Annotated in this window: 16 protein-coding genes; 9 read left to right on the forward strand and 7 right to left on the reverse strand. The window is 70.8% G+C overall.

The annotated features are described in order from the left end of the window. The first annotated feature begins 165 nt into the window (after positions 1–165). The 5 genes from AOQ37_RS35980 to AOQ37_RS36000 all read left to right on the forward strand — a co-directional run bounded on the left by AOQ37_RS35980 (position 166) and on the right by AOQ37_RS36000 (position 4769). The gene (locus AOQ37_RS35980) at positions 166–690 is read left to right on the forward strand and encodes a DUF1453 family protein (RefSeq protein WP_062651031.1); all 525 of its coding nucleotides are present in this window, start codon (positions 166–168) and stop codon (positions 688–690) included. Further along, entirely contained in the window at positions 687–1838 is a 1152-nt protein-coding gene (locus AOQ37_RS35985) for a sensor histidine kinase (RefSeq protein WP_062651033.1), read from the forward strand. Before AOQ37_RS35980 ends, AOQ37_RS35985 begins: the two co-directional genes overlap by 4 nt. Next, positions 1835–2518: a response regulator transcription factor gene (locus AOQ37_RS35990; RefSeq protein ID WP_062651036.1), complete on the forward strand. Its 684-nt coding sequence runs from the start codon at positions 1835–1837 to the stop codon at positions 2516–2518. The genes AOQ37_RS35985 and AOQ37_RS35990 overlap by 4 nt, the downstream gene beginning before the upstream one ends. 80 nt (positions 2519–2598) lie before the next feature. After that, positions 2599–3180, forward strand: a complete 582-nt coding sequence (locus AOQ37_RS35995) for a DUF485 domain-containing protein (RefSeq protein WP_062651038.1) — start codon at positions 2599–2601, stop codon at positions 3178–3180. Then, positions 3177–4769, forward strand: a complete 1593-nt coding sequence (locus AOQ37_RS36000; RefSeq protein WP_062651040.1) for a monocarboxylic acid transporter — start codon at positions 3177–3179, stop codon at positions 4767–4769. The genes AOQ37_RS35995 and AOQ37_RS36000 overlap by 4 nt, the downstream gene beginning before the upstream one ends. A 69-nt stretch (positions 4770–4838) precedes the next feature. On the opposite strand, the gene AOQ37_RS36005 is transcribed toward AOQ37_RS36000, so the two are convergent. Next, positions 4839–5531 (reverse strand): response regulator, encoded by a 693-nt coding sequence (locus AOQ37_RS36005; protein WP_062651042.1) that lies wholly within the window; start codon positions 5529–5531, stop codon positions 4839–4841. A 161-nt stretch (positions 5532–5692) separates the two neighbouring features. On the opposite strand from AOQ37_RS36005, the gene AOQ37_RS36010 reads away from it, so the two are divergent. The 3 genes from AOQ37_RS36010 to AOQ37_RS36020 all read left to right on the forward strand — a co-directional run bounded on the left by AOQ37_RS36010 (position 5693) and on the right by AOQ37_RS36020 (position 8594). Continuing rightward, complete coding sequence (locus tag AOQ37_RS36010; protein WP_062651044.1) at positions 5693–6508, forward strand: ABC transporter ATP-binding protein; 816 nt, start codon at positions 5693–5695, stop codon at positions 6506–6508. Further along, positions 6498–7361: an ABC transporter permease gene (locus tag AOQ37_RS36015; RefSeq protein WP_062651046.1), complete on the forward strand. Its 864-nt coding sequence runs from the start codon at positions 6498–6500 to the stop codon at positions 7359–7361. The genes AOQ37_RS36010 and AOQ37_RS36015 overlap by 11 nt, the downstream gene beginning before the upstream one ends. A gap of 171 nt (positions 7362–7532) precedes the next feature. Beyond that, positions 7533–8594, forward strand: a complete 1062-nt coding sequence (locus AOQ37_RS36020) for an ABC transporter substrate-binding protein (RefSeq protein WP_062651048.1) — start codon at positions 7533–7535, stop codon at positions 8592–8594. A gap of 80 nt (positions 8595–8674) precedes the next feature. Here AOQ37_RS36020 and AOQ37_RS36025 read toward each other — a convergent pair whose 3' ends face one another. The 4 genes from AOQ37_RS36025 to AOQ37_RS36040 form a co-directional block, all read right to left on the reverse strand. Next, positions 8675–9355, reverse strand: a complete 681-nt coding sequence (locus tag AOQ37_RS36025; RefSeq protein WP_062651049.1) for a response regulator — start codon at positions 9353–9355, stop codon at positions 8675–8677. Further along, on the reverse strand, positions 9352–11022 hold the full coding sequence (locus AOQ37_RS36030) for a sensor histidine kinase (protein ID WP_062651051.1): 1671 nt from the start codon (positions 11020–11022) through the stop codon (positions 9352–9354). The genes AOQ37_RS36025 and AOQ37_RS36030 overlap by 4 nt, the downstream gene beginning before the upstream one ends. Positions 11023–11151: 129 nt before the next feature. Next, positions 11152–12093, reverse strand: a complete 942-nt coding sequence (locus tag AOQ37_RS36035; RefSeq protein WP_062651053.1) for a ferredoxin family protein — start codon at positions 12091–12093, stop codon at positions 11152–11154. Positions 12094–12413: 320 nt separating this feature from the next. Continuing rightward, positions 12414–13676, reverse strand: a complete 1263-nt coding sequence (locus AOQ37_RS36040; protein WP_062651054.1) for a citrate synthase — start codon at positions 13674–13676, stop codon at positions 12414–12416. Positions 13677–13775: 99 nt separating this feature from the next. On the opposite strand from AOQ37_RS36040, the gene AOQ37_RS36045 reads away from it, so the two are divergent. Further along, a complete protein-coding gene (locus AOQ37_RS36045) occupies positions 13776–14942 on the forward strand; it encodes a citrate synthase/methylcitrate synthase (protein ID WP_062651056.1) in 1167 nt (388 codons plus the stop codon). Between the two features lie 81 nt (positions 14943–15023). Here the strand turns inward: AOQ37_RS36045 and AOQ37_RS39335 are convergent, their stop codons facing one another. Continuing rightward, positions 15024–15263, reverse strand: a complete 240-nt coding sequence (locus AOQ37_RS39335; RefSeq protein ID WP_230194432.1) for a hypothetical protein — start codon at positions 15261–15263, stop codon at positions 15024–15026. Between the two features lie 268 nt (positions 15264–15531). Beyond that, on the reverse strand, positions 15532–16089 hold the full coding sequence (locus AOQ37_RS36050) for a DUF6082 family protein (RefSeq protein ID WP_062651059.1): 558 nt from the start codon (positions 16087–16089) through the stop codon (positions 15532–15534). Positions 16090–16249 lie beyond the last annotated feature (160 nt).

Below are 16249 nucleotides of genomic sequence, written 5' to 3' on the forward strand. Positions count from 1 at the left end.
GTTCGGTCCGGCCGGGGGTTCTCCACCCGAGGGTGGAGAACCCCCGGCCGGAGATCCACCCATGATCCACCCCTGCTCCGATCTGCGGAGCGGCCCGTTTCCGTAGCGTCGAAGGCGTCGGCAGCGCTCGTTGCCGGCCTCCCTTTCCCGCTCACGGAGGCTGTGATGTCCGGGCTCGTCAACGCACTGGTGATCGTGGCCGTGGCCGCACTCGTGATCGTCCGGCAGTTCCGGGCGAGCCGCGTCGACACGGACCGGCGCTGGTGGCTCCTCCCGGGAATCCTGGCCGTCATGGCGCTGCGCGAACCTGATCTGCTCGACGGTCGTCATGCCACCGAATCGGCCCTGGTGCTCGGCGCCGAACTGATCGTGGCTCTGGCCATGGGAGCCGCCTGGGCCTGGACCACCCGCGTCTGGGTGGAGCCGGACGGCGCGGTGTGGAGCAAGAGCACCACAGCGAGCGTGGCCGTATGGGTAGCCGGCATCGGTCTGCGGGCAGGCCTCTTCGGACTCGGCGCACTGCTGGGCCTCCAGCAGGACAGCGCGGCCCTGATGCTGGGGCTCGCGGCCACCTTGCTGGTCCGTTCCGGGATCCTGAGGTGGCGCACGCAGTCCCTGGACCGGACTCCCGCCCAGGCCACGGCGTACGGTGACCACGTGCCCCGGTCCCCGTGGAAGGAGCGCGTGTGACGGAGAACGTCTGGACACGCTGGCCCTCACGGGAGGCCCTGGGCCCCAAGGGGATCTCGCGTCCTCGGCGGTTGCTGGCCTGGGCCGTCAGGCTGCTGGTCGTGGGTGCGCTCGGGTGGAGCGCCTTCCACGACAGCCGCATCCAGGGATGGGTCGCGGTCGCCGGGGCGGGCGGCGTGCTCGTGGTAGGCGGCCTGGCGTGGACCCTGTTCCGGACCACGCTCGAGCACCGGCTGTGGCTGTCCCTGGCGCTGTTCCTCACGTTGCTGGGACTGGCGGCGGGGGCCGAGGCGGCGGACTTCCGCTCCCCGGCGGCGGTCCTGTGGTGCGGGTGCGCCATCGTGGCCCTCGAAAGACTGCCGCTGGCTGCGGCGCTGCCGATGGCTTCGGCCGGGTTCGCCGCCTTCGCCGTGGTCAACGACGACCCGGGACTCACCTCGGCCACCGCCATCGCGGGCATGGCCCTCGCGGGATACGCACTCCGTCTGGACGCCGAGGCCCGAGCCACGGCACAGCGGCTGCTCACCCAGGAGCGCGCCGCGCGGGTGGCCGAGGCCGAGTCCGCCGCCCTCGCGGAGCGGGCCCGTATCGCCCGGGAGATCCATGACGTCCTGGCCCACAGCCTCTCGGCGCAGCTCGTGCACCTCGAGGCGGCCCGGCTGCTGATCGAGCGGGGCGCGGACCGCGAGCAGATTCTCGACCGTGTGGTGGCGGCACGGGGAATGGCCCGTGACGGTCTGGAGGAGACCAGACAGTCGCTCTCCGCGCTGCGCGGTGAACTGACGCCGCTGGAGGACTTCCTGACCGACCTCGTCCGTGCGTCCGACGGCGCCGAGGTGACCGTGGGAGGCGAGCGCAGACCGCTGCCGGTCGAGGCCTCGCAGGCCGTGCGCCGGGTCGCCCAGGAAGCCCTGACCAACGCTCGCAAACACGCACCGGGCGCCAAGGTCCGCGTCCGGCTCGAGTACGGCCGGCGCGAAGTCACGCTGGACGTGCGGGACTCGGGTGGCGCTCCGGGCGAACTCGCCGAGGCCGGCGGCGGGTACGGTCTGCTGGGTATGCGGGAGCGCGCCGAACTGCTGGGCGGGTCGCTCGATGCCGGGCCGGACGAGGAAGGGTTCGTGGTGACGCTGAAGGTGCCGGTATGACGGAGGAGGCGGCCGGCAAGCCGGCCAGGGTCGTGGTGGCGGACGATCAGACGGTCGTCCGGGAGGGCATCGTGATGCTGCTCGGGCTGCTGCCGGGAGTCGAGGTCGTGGGCGCCGCCGGGGACGGGGAGGAGGCCGTGCGGCTCGTCGCCGAACTGGCCCCCGACGTGGTGCTGATGGACCTGCGCATGCCCCGCTGTGACGGAGTGGAGGCGACCCGGCGCATCCGGTCCGGGTATCCCGGGACGCAGGTCGTGGTCCTCACGACCTACGCGGACGACGAGTCCCTGTTCCCGGCGCTGAAGGCGGGCGCACGGGGGTATCTGACGAAGGACGCGGGCGGGGACGAGATCGTGCGGGCCGTGCACAGTGTGCTGTCCGGGGACGCCGGGCTCTCCCCGAGTGTCCAGCGGAGGCTGCTGGAGCGCCTGTCGGCACCCGAACCGGAGCCGCCCGCGCCCGCTGTCGTCCCCGACGGGCTCACCTCAAGGGAGGCGGAGGTGCTGGTGCTGATCGCCGAGGGGCTGAGCAACCAGGAGATCGCCCGCAGGCTGAGCGTGTCCACGGCGACCGTGAAGACGCACATCAACAACATGTTCTCGAAGACGGGACTCAAGGACCGGGCTCAGGCGGTGCGTTACGCGTACGGGAAGGGGCTGGTCCGGCCGCCTGCGGGGTGAACGGCGCGTTGGTCACCTGATGGGGTGAAGTGTTCGGGGAACAATAGTCGGGGATCTTCCCGTTCTGTCCATCCTTGGGCATGCAGTCAAGCAACGGTCGTGTCCGCGTCGACGGGGACGGCTCCGACAGCGGTGCCCCCACACCCCACGCGCACGAACATCATCAAGGACACGGCCAGGCGTACGCCGAGGTGCCGGGCGACGTGCGCTACGAGGACCCGTGGTACGACGCGCTCGCCTCGGGCTGGGGCGAGTCGGCCATCATGAACACCCCCGCGTCCGAGGTTCCCGCGGCGCGCAGGCGGGAGACCGCGACCGGAAGCGACGCGGCGGCTCAGATCTACCTCGAAGTGCAGCGCAGCGCGGCCTTTCAGGAGGTACGCGGCCGGTACCGGCGGTTCGTGATGCCGGCCGCCGCCGGGTTCTTCGTCTGGTACGTGGCGTACGTGGTGACCGCGACGACCGCGCCCGGGCTGATGGCGCGGCCGGTGGCGGGCGCGGTGAACGTGGCGCTGCTCGCCGGGCTGGGGCAGTTCCTCAGCACGTTCCTGCTGACCTGGGCCTACGCCCGGCACGCGCGGCTGCGCCGGGACCGTGCCGCGCTCGAACTGCGGTGGGACACACAGGAGTTGACCAGGGAAGCAAAGGGCGGTGCGTCGTGACCGGCAACCATCAGGCGCTGGCGTTGTTGCTGTTCAGCGCCTTCGTCGCGGTCACATTGGGGATCACGACCTGGGTGAGCCGCAACCGCCATGGTTCGGAGGAGGAGTTCTACGTCGGGGGGCGCCTGTTCTCCCCGATGGAGAATGGTTTTGCCATCGCGGGCGACTATATGTCGGCAGCTTCCTTCCTGGGCGTCACCGGGCTCATCGCGCTGTTCGGCTACGACGGGCTGCTCTATGTGGTCGGCTTCCTCGTGGCCTGGCTGGTGGTGCTGTTCCTCGTCGCCGAACTGGTGCGCAACTGCGGACGGTTCACGCTCGCCGACGTGGTCGCCGCGCGGATGAGCGAGCGGCCGGTGCGGATCGCGGCGGGAACCTCCTCGGTCACCGTGTCCGTTCTCTATCTGGTGGCCCAGATGGTGGGCGCCGGCAGCCTGGTGTCGCTGCTCCTGGGGAACACCGGCGAAGCCGCCCGGTCCTGGGCCGTCATCGGGGTCGGAGCACTCATGGTGATCTACGTGTCGATGGGAGGGATGCGGGCGACGACATGGATCCAGATCGTCAAGGCGGTCCTGCTGCTGGCCGGCACCATCGCGCTGACCGTGCTCGTCCTGGTGCGCTTCCATGGTGACTTCGACCAGTTGCTGCGCACGGCGGCCGAGCGAAGCGGGCACGGTGGCGCGTTCCTGGCACCCGGACTGAAGTACGGCGGGGACTGGACCGCGCGCTTCGACTTCATGAGCCTGGGGCTCGCGCTCGTGCTCGGCACCGCGGGCCTGCCGCACATCCTGTCCCGCTTCTACACCGTGCCGACCGCGCAGGCCGCCCGTCGCTCCGTCGTCTGGTCGATCGGGCTGATCGGCGGCTTCTACCTGATGACGATCGTCCTCGGCTTCGGCGCTGCCGCGATCGTCGGTCCGGAGGCGGTGCGCGGGTCGAACGCGGCAGGGAACACGGCGGTCCCGCTGCTGGCACTCGACCTGGGCGGCGGCACCGACTCCACCGGCGGAGCGGTGCTGTTCGCGGTCGTGGGGGCCATCGCCTTCGCCACGATCCTGGCGGTCGTCGCCGGGATCACGCTCGCCTCCTCGGCGTCGGTGGCGCACGACCTGTACGCCTCCCTGCGCCGCCGTCAGGCCAAGCCCCGCAGCGAGGTCGCGGTGGCGAGGGTCTCCGCGGCGGGCGTCGGGGTGGTCGCTATCGCCCTAGGGCTGCTGGCCCGCGATCTCAACGTCGCCTTCCTGGTCGGGCTCGCCTTCGCCGTCGCGGCGTCCGCGAACCTGCCGGTGCTGATGTACTCGCTGTTCTGGCGGGGCTTCACCACACGGGGCGCCGTGTGGGCGGTGTACGGCGGGCTGCTCCCGGCCCTGGCGCTCGTCGTGCTGTCGCCGGTGGTGTCCGGCAGTCCCGATTCGCTCTTCCCCGCCGTGGACTTCCAGTACTTCCCGCTGGAGAACCCCGGCCTGGTCTCGATCCCGCTGGGCTTCGTGGCGGGCTGGCTCGGCACGGTCACCTCGGCCGAGGTCGCGGACGAGGCCAAGCACGCGGAGACCGAGGTGCGGTCGCTGACCGGGGCGGGAGCCGCGTGACGGCCGTTCACCCACCACCGTCCGCATGATCGAGGGGCTGGATGCAGGGCTGGATGCAGGGCTGCCGCGCTAAGGCGCCACCCAGGCGTAGCGGTGTTCGGGACGGCCCGTGTCGCCGTACTTGAGGGAGAGGTGCAGGCGTCCGGCCTGTTCCAGGTGGCGGAGGTAGCGCTGGGCGGTGGACCGGCTCAGGCCGGTCCGGGCGGCGACCTCGTGCGCCGACAGCGGGTGTTTCGCGCGGTGCATGACCTCGCAGATCAGGTCGGTGGTCGGCTCCGAGTGGCCGCTCGGCAGGCCTGGTGCGGACGGCGCCGGTCCGGTGCGCAGGGCGCCGAAGATCCGGTCGACCTGTTCCTGGCCGGCGATGCCCTGCCCACCGACCCGGTCCACGGTGCGACGCAGGGCGGCGTACGAGTCGAGCCGGGTGCGCAGGGCCGCGAAAGTGAACGGTTTGACCAGGTAGTGCAGGGCGCCCAGGCGCATCGCGGTCTGCACCGTGGTGACGTCACCGGCCGCCGTGATCATGATGACGTCGGTGCCATGGCCCTGTTCCCGCATGCGATGGATGAGCTGGAGACCGGTCTGGTCGGGCAGGTAGTGGTCGAGCAGCACCAGGTCGATGGTCCCGCGCTCGATGGCTCCCAGCGCCTGGGCGGCGCTGTGCGCGCGGGCGGCCACCCGGAATCCGGGAACCTTCCCCACGTACTTGGCGTTGATCTCGGCGACACGGAAGTCGTCGTCCACCACCAGGACGTCAATCATCGGGCCTCTCTCCGTGAAGGCCAGGCGGGCGGTGCGCCCGTGTTTCGGCTTCGCTGTTCTAGCGCGAGCAAAAAGAGCACAACAGGCTCCTGCAAGCAAAAGAAGCGCATGCGCCCAGAAGGCTGATGCGGCCTCCCCACTCACCTCTACCGTCCCCGGCCATGAGCGCACACACGAGCCCCGCCATCGAGCTGCGGGGCGCGAGCAAGGTCTTCCGGACCCCGTCGGGGGCCCCGCACACCGCCGTGCGGGACCTCGACCTCACGGTCGGGCGCGGCGAGTTCGTGGCCGTCGTCGGGCCGACCGGCTGCGGCAAGTCGACCACGCTGACTCTGGTCAGCGGTCTGGAAGAGCCCACCCAGGGCGAGGTGACGGTCGCCGGGCAGCCCGTGCGGGGCGTCGGTGACAAGGTGGGCTTCGTCTTCCAGCAGGACGCCACCTTCCCCTGGCGCACGGTCCTGTCCAACGTCATGGCCGGGCCCCGCTTCCGCGGTGTGCCCAAGGCGGAGGCGAGACGGAGGGCGCGCGAGTGGCTGGCCCGGGTCGGACTCACCGCCTTCGAGGACCGCTACCCGCACCAGCTCTCCGGCGGTCAGCGCAAACGCGTGGCCCTCGCCGCGACCTTCGTGAACGACCCCGAGATCCTCCTCATGGACGAGCCGTTCTCGGCGCTCGACGTGCAGACCAGGGCCCTGATGTCGGACGAGCTCCTCGAACTGTGGGAGGGGACGGGCACGTCCGTCGTCTTCGTCACCCACGACCTGGAGGAGTCCATCGCGCTGGCCGACCGGGTCGTCGTGATGACGGCCGGCCCCGCCACCGTGAAGCAGGTCTTCGACATCGACCTGCCCAGGCCGCGCAAGGTCGAACAGGTGCGTCTGGAGCCGCGGTTCATCGAGATCTACCGCGAGATCTGGGAGTCCCTCGGCGAAGAGGTCCGCATCACCCGCGAGAGAGGTGCCGCCCGTGTCGCCTGAAGTGCTCAGCACACCGGTCGTCGAAACGGCCAGGACCCCGGACCGGGCGCACGCACGCGCGCGTGCCGCTCGCCGACGCAAGGCCGTCGTGACGATGTTCCGGGTCCTGCTGCTGGTGGCCGTGCTCGCCCTCTGGGAAGCCCTCTCCCGGGCCGAGGTGATCGATCCCTTCAACTTCTCGATGCCCACGAAGATCTGGGACCAGATCCACACCTGGGTGACGCACGGGACCGCACTCGGTTCTCTGGGCGAACAGATCTGGTACACGCTCTACGAGGCACTGCTCGGCTGGGTCATCGGTGTGGTCGCCGGTGTCGTGTGCGGTATCGCGCTGGGTCGGATCACCTTCCTCGCCGACATCCTTGGTCCATACATCAAGGTGCTCAACTCCATCCCCAGGATCGTGCTGGCGCCGATCTTCGTGATCTGGTTCGGCCTCGGCCCCGCCTCCAAGGTCGCCTCGGCCGTCGTCCTGGTGTTCTTCCCGGTCTTCTTCAACGCCTTCCAGGGCGCCCGCGAGGTGGACCGCAACCTCGTCGCCAACGCGCGCATCCTCGGCGCGAGCGACCGAAGGGTGACGCTCCAGGTGGTCGTTCCGTCCGCCACCTCGTGGATCTTCACCAGCCTCCACGTGAGCTTCGGCTTCGCCCTGATCGGCGCCATCGTCGGTGAGTACATCGGCGCGACCAAGGGCATCGGGCTGCTCGTCGCGCAGTCGCAGGGCACGTTCAACGCGGCGGGTGTGTATGCCGCGATGGTCATCCTCGCGGTCGTCGCCCTCGTCGCGGAGGGGCTGTTGACCTTCGCCGAGCGCCGCATCTTCCGGTGGAAACCCACGGGCTCCGACAGCTGACCGATCGTTGAACGATCCCCCGAGGAGGCGTTCCGCGAAAGCGGCCCCCGGACCTTCCGTCGCCAGTTCCCCGCCTCCCGCTCACCCCAGCCCCCCCGCTCACCCCAGCTCAGCCCTCCGCCCACCCCAGCCCCACCCCGCATCGCCCTCTCACAAGGACGTGAACCCGCCATGCGCACAACCGCCAGATACACGGCCCTGGCCGCCGCCGGCCTGCTCGCCCTCTCCTCGCTCACCGCCTGTGCCGACGACGCCACGAGCACCGCCTCCACGGGCTCCGGCGGCAAGGGAGACGGCAAGGGCACCAAGGTCAAGATCATGGTCGGTGGCCTGGACAAGGTCATCTACCTGCCCGCCATGCTCACCCAGCGCCTGGGCTACTTCGACGCCGAGGGGCTCGACGTGGAGATGCTGAGCGAGCCGGCCGGTGTCCAGGCCGAGACGGCGCTCGTCTCCGGCCAGGTGCAGGGAGCCGTCGGCTTCTACGACCACACCCTCGACCTCCAGGTGAAGGGCAAGGAGGTGGAGTCCGTCGTGCAGTTCTCGCACGCGCCCGGCGAGGTGGAGATCGTGTCCACCGAGGCAGAGGGTGACATCACCTCGCCCAAGGACTTCAAGGGCAGAAAACTCGGCGTCACGGGGCTCGGCTCCTCGACCGACTTCCTCACCAAGTACCTCGCGGTCAAGAACGGCGTGAAGGTCAGCGAGTTCACTCCGGTCGCGGTGGGCGCGGGGCCGACCTTCATCGCCGCGCTCCAGCAGGGAGCCATCGACGGCGGTATGACGACCGACCCGACCGTGGCGACCATCCTGGACAAGAAGGCCGGCAAGGTCCTGCTCGACATGCGCACCCCGCAGGGCTCCGAGGAGGCGCTCGGCGGACCGTATCCGTCGTCAAGCCTGTACATGCAGGCGGACTGGGTCAACAGTCACAAGGACACCGTCCAGAAGTTGGCCAATGCATTCGTCAAGACGCTCAAGTGGATGTCCACCCACAGCGCGGCCGAGATCGCCGAGAAGATGCCGACGGACTACTCCCAGGGGAACAAGCTGCTGTACTCGGTGGCCATCAAGAACACCCTGCCGATGTTCACCAAGGACGGCGTGATGCCCGAGAACGGCCCCGAGACCGTCGAGAAGGTCCTCAAGGCATTCAATCCCACCATCCAGAACGCCGACGTCGACCTGAGCCGGACCTACACGACCGAGTTCGTCGAGAAAGCGGTGGGCTGACGGTCGAGCGGACGGCGGGGCGGAATCCGTATCCCAGGAGGGGCACGGTTCCTCCCCCCCCGCCCCCGAGGGCCGTGCCCTCAGGCGCGGGTCGCCCACACGTAACGGTGTTCCGGGCGGCCCGCGTCGCCGTACTTGAGCGTCAGCCGGGCTCGCCCCGTGCGCTCCAGGAGCTTCAGGTAGCGCTGGGCGGTCTGGCGGCTCACCCCGGTCAGGTCGGCGATCTCCTGGGCCGACAGTGGCCCCTCGGCGTTGATCAGGGACCGGCGTACGAGTTCCGCGGTCGTGGGGGAGTGCCCTTTGGGCAGACCGGGTTCCGAGGAGGCGGAAAGCGCGCCGAAGATGCGGTCAACATCGGCCTGTTCGGCCTCTCCGCCGCCGTCCAGCGTGCGGCGCAGCTCGGCGTACGCCTCCAGCTTGGCGCGCAGGCCCGCGAAGGCGAACGGCTTCACCAGGTACTGAAGGGCGCCCTGGCGCATCGCCGCCTGCACCGTCGTGACGTCCCGGGCGGCCGTCACCATGATCACGTCGGTCTGGTGGCCACGCCGGCGCATCTCCTGGACGACCTCGAGACCCGTCTCGTCGGGCAGGTAGTGGTCCAGCAGGACGAGGTCGAGGCGGGGCAGCAGCTCCAGCTGGCGCAGCGCCTCGGCCGCGCTGTGGGCCTCGCCGGCGACGTGGAAACCCGGCACCTTCTCCACGTAGGCGGCGTTGACCTGGGCGACCCTGGTGTCGTCGTCCACGACGAGGACCTCGATCATCGCGATTCCTCCTCGGTGGTGCTCCGCGCGGGTGCGGTCAGGGCGGGGGCCGGGTCGGGCTCGGTGAGTGCCTCGGGCAGGACGACGGTGAACTCGGCGCCCCCACCGCTCGCTTCGTCCACCGTGGCGTGGCCGCCCTGCCGCTCGGCGAGCCTGCGCACCAGGGAGAGCCCTATGCCACGCTTGCCGTGTGCCGGCGGCTTCTTCGTCGACCAGCCCTCGGTGAAGATCAACTCACGCTGCTCGACCGGGATGCCCGGGCCCGTGTCCCGCACCCGCAGGACCGCCGTACGGCCCTCCGCGCGCAGTTCGACCTCCACGCGCGCGTGCGGTGTGCCCGCGACGGCGTCGAGCGCGTTGTCCACGAGGTTGCCGACGACGGTGACCAGCCCGCGCGGGTCGATGAGGCGGTCGGGCAGGCGGGTGCGGTCGGAGACCCACAGGGCGACACCGCGCTCGGCCGCGACGGTCGCCTTGCCCACCAGCAGGGCGGCGAGCAGCGGGTCCTCGATCTTCTCGGTCACCTGTTCCGCCGTCGCCCGGTGATCACCGACCACCTCCCCGACGAACTCCACCGCGTCGTCGTACATCTCCAGTTCGAGCAGACCCAGCAGCGTGTGCATCCGGTTGGCGTGCTCGTGGTCCTGGGCGCGCAGCGCGTCGATGAGGCCGTGCGTCGAGTCGAGCTCGCGCCCGAGCTGCTCCAGCTCGGTGCGGTCGCGCAGGGTGGCCACGGCGCCGCCGTCGTCGGTCGGCATGCGGTTGACTACCAGCACGCGCTGGCCGCGCACGGCGATCAGGTCCGTGCCGGTCACCCGGCCCGCCAGGACATCGGCCGTACGTCCCCCGCCGAGCGCCTCGTCCGGAGAGCCGCCCACCGCCTCCTCCCCGATGCCGAGGAGACGCTGGGCCTCGTCGTTGAGCAGCCGGACGCGGCCGACGCGGTCCAGGGCGACGACGCCTTCCCGGATGCCGTGCAACATCGCCTCGCGCTCGGCCAGCAGTGCCGAGATGTCCGAGAAGGCCAGGTCGCGGGTCTGCCGCTGGACCCGCCGGGAGATCAGCCAGGCGGCCAGCGCGCCCACCGCGAGGGCGCCGCCGGCGTAGGCGAACAGCCCGGGGATCGCGTGGATCAGGCGGGCGCGCACACTGTCGTACTCGATGCCGACCGAGACCGCGCCGATGATCTTGTCGTCGCCGTCGCGCAGGGGCACCTTGCCGCGGGCCGAGCGTCCCAGGGTGCCGCTGTCGATCTCCATGACGTCCCTACCGGCCAGGGCCTGACTCGGGTCCGTCGACACATGGCCACCCACCTGCCCGGGGTCGGTGTGCGACCAGCGGGTGCCGTGCAGGTCCATCACCACCACGTACTCGGCGCCGCTGGCACGGCGGATCCGTTCGGCCTCCCGCTGCACCGGCCCGTCGACGGACGGCGGGGTGTCCCGGAGGTCCTCGGCGATCTGCGGCACCGCAGCGGTGGTCTGCGCGATGGCGAGGGCGCGGCGCATCGCCTGGTCGTCCAGCTGGTCGCTGAGCGGCGCGAGGAAGAGACCGGTCGCGAGCACCACGACTCCCGCGGCGATCGTCAGCTGCATGAGCAGCACCTGCGAGAACATGCGCCGCGGCATTCCGAGGCGCAGGCGGCGGGCGGGGGGAGTGGGGCTCATACCCAAGACGGTACGTGGGTGGACAGGAGCAGCCGTAGGGGTGGGTGAGGTGGATCTCTTGACCGACTCAAGAGGAAACGATTCGTTCGTGTCCGCGCGGGGTGCGGCCGGAGCGTGTCCGTAGGAGCGTCAGCCCACCAGCGCCGTTCCCGCCAGCTCGCGCACCGCCACCACGTCCATCCGCCCAGGTGAACCGAGGACCGACGCGCCGCAGCTCTCCGGCCGGGGCGGCAGCGAGGCGCCCTGGACGACGACGACCTGCCAGTGGCGCCCGTCCAGGTGGGCGACCGTCACCTCCCAGCGCGGTGCGTCGCCCGAGGTCCGGACCACGCTCAGCGCCTCCGCGGCGTCCTCGCCGGTCGCCGAGCGGACCGCCAGCTCCGCCGCCTGGCCAGGCCGCTCCCAGGCCGAACACCCGCGGCACCCCTCCGCGAGGATTCGCCCCTCCCGGACGCCGTGCAGGACCTCCTTGACGGTGTGGGCCTCGGCGCGGCCGTAGGCGTACCCGTACGGCAGGACGAGCAGGGTGGGGGAGAAGCGGTGACCCCCCAGATGAGTGACCTCCCAGGCGCCCCGCACCCCCGATGCGGCGAGCTCCGCGGCCAGCGGACGGCCCAGCAGCGCGCAGCAGCGGTCACGCTTGCCGTTGGTGCACACGAGGGCGAGCGGGTCGCCGGTGTGGGGCCCGCCCCGCAGCGCGGTGTCGAAGCTGCGGTGGTCGCCCCCGCCGAGCGCGGCGAAGTCGAGATCCAGCAGCTGACGTGGGTCGTGGGTGGTGGCGCTGCGCAGCCATACGCGTCCGGGGACGGTGTGGGCCGCGTACACCTGTCGCAGCGGGGGTGCGCCGAAGTCCGCGTGGCGCCCGGGGCGCCGGATGAGCGCGACGCGTACGCCCGTGCCCCGCGCGGCGGCACCCAGGGCACGGCCCACGGCCGGGTCCAGATGGCTCGAGACCAGCGCTTCGGCACCCCAGGGGCCGGGCTGCTCCAGCAGGAGCCAGGTCGTTGCCGTGGCCGCGGTTCCGGAGATGGGCTCGTCGAGATCCCGCGAGACGGTCGCGCACGTACTCACAGAGGTGAGCCTAACCTGACTTGCCCGAGCGCGACTTCCGGCGGGGGCGGGTGCTCGGCCGCGCGGGCACGCGTGCGCGTGCCGCGAGGGGCGTGGCTCCCGGGTCGGACCGGGCTCCGTCCCTGGTCGGAGCGGTTTCGTCGATCCGAGCGGGTGGCGCCCTGAGCGGGTGGCGCCCGAGCCGTGGGGCGGATCAAGCCGTAGGGCGAGCCGCGCCGTGGGGCGGATCAAGCCGTAGGGCGAGCCGCGCCGTGGGGCGGGCCGAGCCTTAGGGCGGGCCGAGCCGTGGCTGGGCCCGCTCGCGACGGCTTGCGGGCTTCCTACGTCGGCTTCGGCAGCGGCTGGGGCGGCTTCGGGCCCACGTAGTGTCCGCTCGGGCGCATCCGCAGGGGGCGTTCGCCGTACTCCTCCAGGGCGTGGGCGATCCAGCCCGCCGTACGGGCGACGGCGAAGATCGTCTCACTGGCCGACGACTCCATGCCGCAGGACGCGGTCAGGACCGCGAGTGCCAGGTCCACGTTGGCGTGCAGCGGCGCGTGGCGCGCGGTCGTGGCCACGATGTCCCTGGCCGCGGCGAGGGCCGGCGCGGCAGCGGGGATCTCCTCCAGGAGGGCGAACAGGGCACGCGCGCGGGGATCCTCACCGGCGTAGAGCCGGTGACCGAGGCCGGGAACGCGGCGGCCCGCGCGCAACTCCTCGGCGATCACCGGAGCGGCACTGCCGATGTCCAGCACCTCGAGCAGCAGGCGGTGGGCCAGTCCCCCCGCCGCGCCGTGCAGGGGGCCCTCAATCACTCCCAGTCCGGCCGAGACAGCCGCGTAGGCGTGCGCGCGGGCCGACGCGGCGACCCGCACCGCGAGCGTCGAGGCCGCCAGGTCGTGGTCGACGAGCAGACCGAGCGCCGTGTCGAGGGCGCGCAACTGCGCCTTGTCGGCGGGGCGTCCGCTGAGCCGGCCCCACAGCCGCTGGGCCAGCGGGCCTTCGTCACGGTGCGTGGGCACCTTCGCGGGCAGCGCGGCCACGAGGGTGGGGATCAGGATGCGGGCGGTGCCGAGCACGGCGTCCTCGGACAGGTCGAACCGCAACGGGTCCGCGGCCGCGGCGGCCACGGCGGCGACCCGCAACCGGTCGGTGGGACCGGTGTGTTCGGGCAGCGCCTCGACGACGCGGCGGGCGGCCTCGACGGATGCGTCGGGCGCGGTGAAGGTGACACCGGACCGCAGCCGGCCGGTCCACAGCCACTCCGCGACCTCTTCGTAGGAGTGCCGGGAGGCCAGTTCGACCGCGTTGACCCCCCGGAAGTAGTAGTGGTCCTGGTCGATGAGGGTGACGCGGGTGCGGACGGACAGCTCCGCCCCGGAGCCCGGACTCCCGCTGCTCTCCCGCCTGTTGCGCCGAGCGAGCGCCTCGACCTCCTTGGCGTCGAAGGTGCTGCCCCGGCCCGCGGGTGTGCGCCGGCTGCTCAGCTGACCGCGGCTGACGTACGCGTACACGGTCTCGGGTTTCACCCCGAGCAGCTCGGCGGCTTCCTTGGTGCTCAGCCGTCGTTCGGGGTGGCCGGGGCCGGGTTCCTGATCGCGCATGGGGGTCACCGTATCCAGAAGACCGATCTATTGATTCAATCAATATTGACAGAGATCAAGTCAAGCATGGACAGTCGAATCAAGTTCAGGGAGGAAAACATGTCCGTCAATCTGTCAGCAGCCTCATCCATCGATGTGCCGCGGGGACTCGCGGGTGTCGTCGTCGCCGACACGGAGGTCGGTGACGTCCGAGGGCGTGAGGGCTTCTACCACTACCGCCAGTACTCCGCCGTGGATCTCGCGCGCACCCGTCGCTTCGAGGACGTCTGGCACCTCCTGGTCCACGGGACGCTGCCGGACGCGCGCCGGAGCGCCGCCTTCGCCGCCGAGACCACCGCCCTGCGAAAGCTCCCCGAGGAGGTGTCCGCCGCCCTGCCCGCACTGGCGGCGGCCGGCGCGGACACGAACCCGCTGGCCGGGATGCGAACGGCGCTGTCGCTGCTGGGTGCGGCGAAGGGGTTCCGGCCGGTGTACGACATCGACGCGGAACGCCGCCGCGAGGACACGGTCGCCGCCGCCGCGGCCGTACCCACGCTGCTCACGGCGCTGTACCGGCTGGGACGCGGTCTCGCCCCCGTGGAGCCGCGCCGGGACCTGCCCCACGCGGCGAACTACCTCTACATGCTGACCGGGGCCGAGCCCGATCCGGAGCGGGCCCGTGCGGTCGAGCAATACTTGATCTCCACCATTGATCACGGCTTCAACGCGTCAACCTTCACGGCCAGGGTGATCGCCTCGACCGGGGCGGACGTGGCCGCGTGCCTCGTGGGGGCGGTGGGAGCGCTGTCGGGGCCGTTGCACGGTGGCGCGCCCAGCCGGGCCCTGGACACCCTGGACGCGATCGGTACCCCGGACCGCATCGATCCCTGGATCCGTGAGCGGGTCCTCGCCGGTGAGCGCATCATGGGCTTCGGTCACGCCGTCTACCGCACGGAGGACCCGCGTTCGCGCATGCTCCGCGAGATCGCCCGGCGATTCGGAGGCCCGCGAGTCGAGTTCGCCGTCGAGGTGGAGCGACACGTCGAGGCGATCCTCGCCGAGCTGAAGCCGGGCCGGGAACTGCACACGAACGTGGAGTTCTACGCCGGCGTGGTCATGGAGCTCTGCGGGCTGCCGCGCGAGATGTTCACCCCGACCTTCGCGGCGGCGCGGATGGTGGGCTGGAGCGCCAACATCCTGGAGCAGGCGGAGGACTCGAAGATCATCCGCTCGGTCGCGCGGTATGTGGGGCCGGGGGCGCCGGTCGAGGTGCCGGCGGTGGCCTGAAAGCGCGTCGGGAACGCGCGGGTGCGAGGAAGGCCCGGCAGCACGGCCGGGCCGGTGGTCGGGCCCTCCTCTTGGAAGAGCCTAAAGGTCCGGAATATCGGCCTTCGCGCGAATCAGGGTCTCTCGGGTGATGACGACAATTCTCTCGTGGTCACCGCGTGAGGCGTCGGAGGGGAGGTCCGGGTCCAGTGAATCCGTGGCATCCGTACCGATAACGGCGAAATTACCATCGGCAAGTTCGAAAATATCGGGGCAATTTGCTCCGCTCACGCTTCCGCGAGCGCGCGGAGATGCACCGATCCGACGGATGATCTGACTCACTGTTGCTTCCTCGGGTCCGATTGGTTTGCGCACGACGACTGCGCGGTGCAAGACGGGCCCTGTGGGGTCGCTCGTCATCCGGCGGCGTAGGCGACGATCTGGGTGGGGTCCTCTACGCGATCAAGCGCGAGTCAACTCCCTGACGACCCACCTAACGGCCGTCTTGACCCTTTCGTAATGGGCCGAGGGTGTGATTCCGCAGGAGGGGGTGCGAGCCCCGGAGTGTGAGCCCTCCGGCTGACGGAGTGCGCCGAGGGCCGGTGGGACTTCACGGACCCGGCGGCTCTCCCACCACCCACCATTCGTCGGCGTCCGACTCCTCGAGTTGCGTGAGGAGTTCGTCCACCATACGGCCGAGTTCCGCTTCGTCCGAGCCGTCGGCAATGGTCGCCCGCTGATGTTTCGTGGCGTACCAGTACTCCCGTACCACAGGGTTCTGGAGAATGCCGCGAATGTACCCGAAGAACTCCTCGCGGGAGATGTTGCCTATCCGGTAATAAAACAGTGCGTTCGTGTAGAGGGCATTGGCGTAGAGGTACTGGCGCCGCTGCTTGGTGGAAACCGGAGCCTCGTAGAGGTCCAGCACTTCCGCCAGTTCGGGGTCGTCGATGGCTTTGCTCAGCAATTCCCAGTGGAGGCGCTGCTGGTTGGCCAGATCGGTGTGCTGCTGGGAGTGGGCGGTCCGCTCCAGATGTTCCAGTCGTACCCGCAGTGTCTCCAGTGCATGGCGCTGTACCGCCATGGTGACCAGGGCACCCGCGGCCATGCCCGCCGCCGCGGCGGCGACGGCACCGAGTCCGTGTACCCCAAACCTCTGTGTGGCCATGTCAAAAACCCCCGATCGAGCGGCCGTGCGCCGGTCGTCGGGGTGCGGGTGGACGTGACGGGGACCGGCGAGCGGTGGGCGGCGCTTGCCGTCTCCCAGAGTGCCGAGCGGCTCTGATCGGCGGGGGAGGCGGAGGGGAGGCGCACGGAGGGAAGCGAGG

Origin of the sequence: Streptomyces maremycinicus (assembly GCF_001184025.1) — a bacterium.
Lineage (GTDB): Bacteria > Actinomycetota > Actinomycetes > Streptomycetales > Streptomycetaceae > Streptomyces > Streptomyces maremycinicus.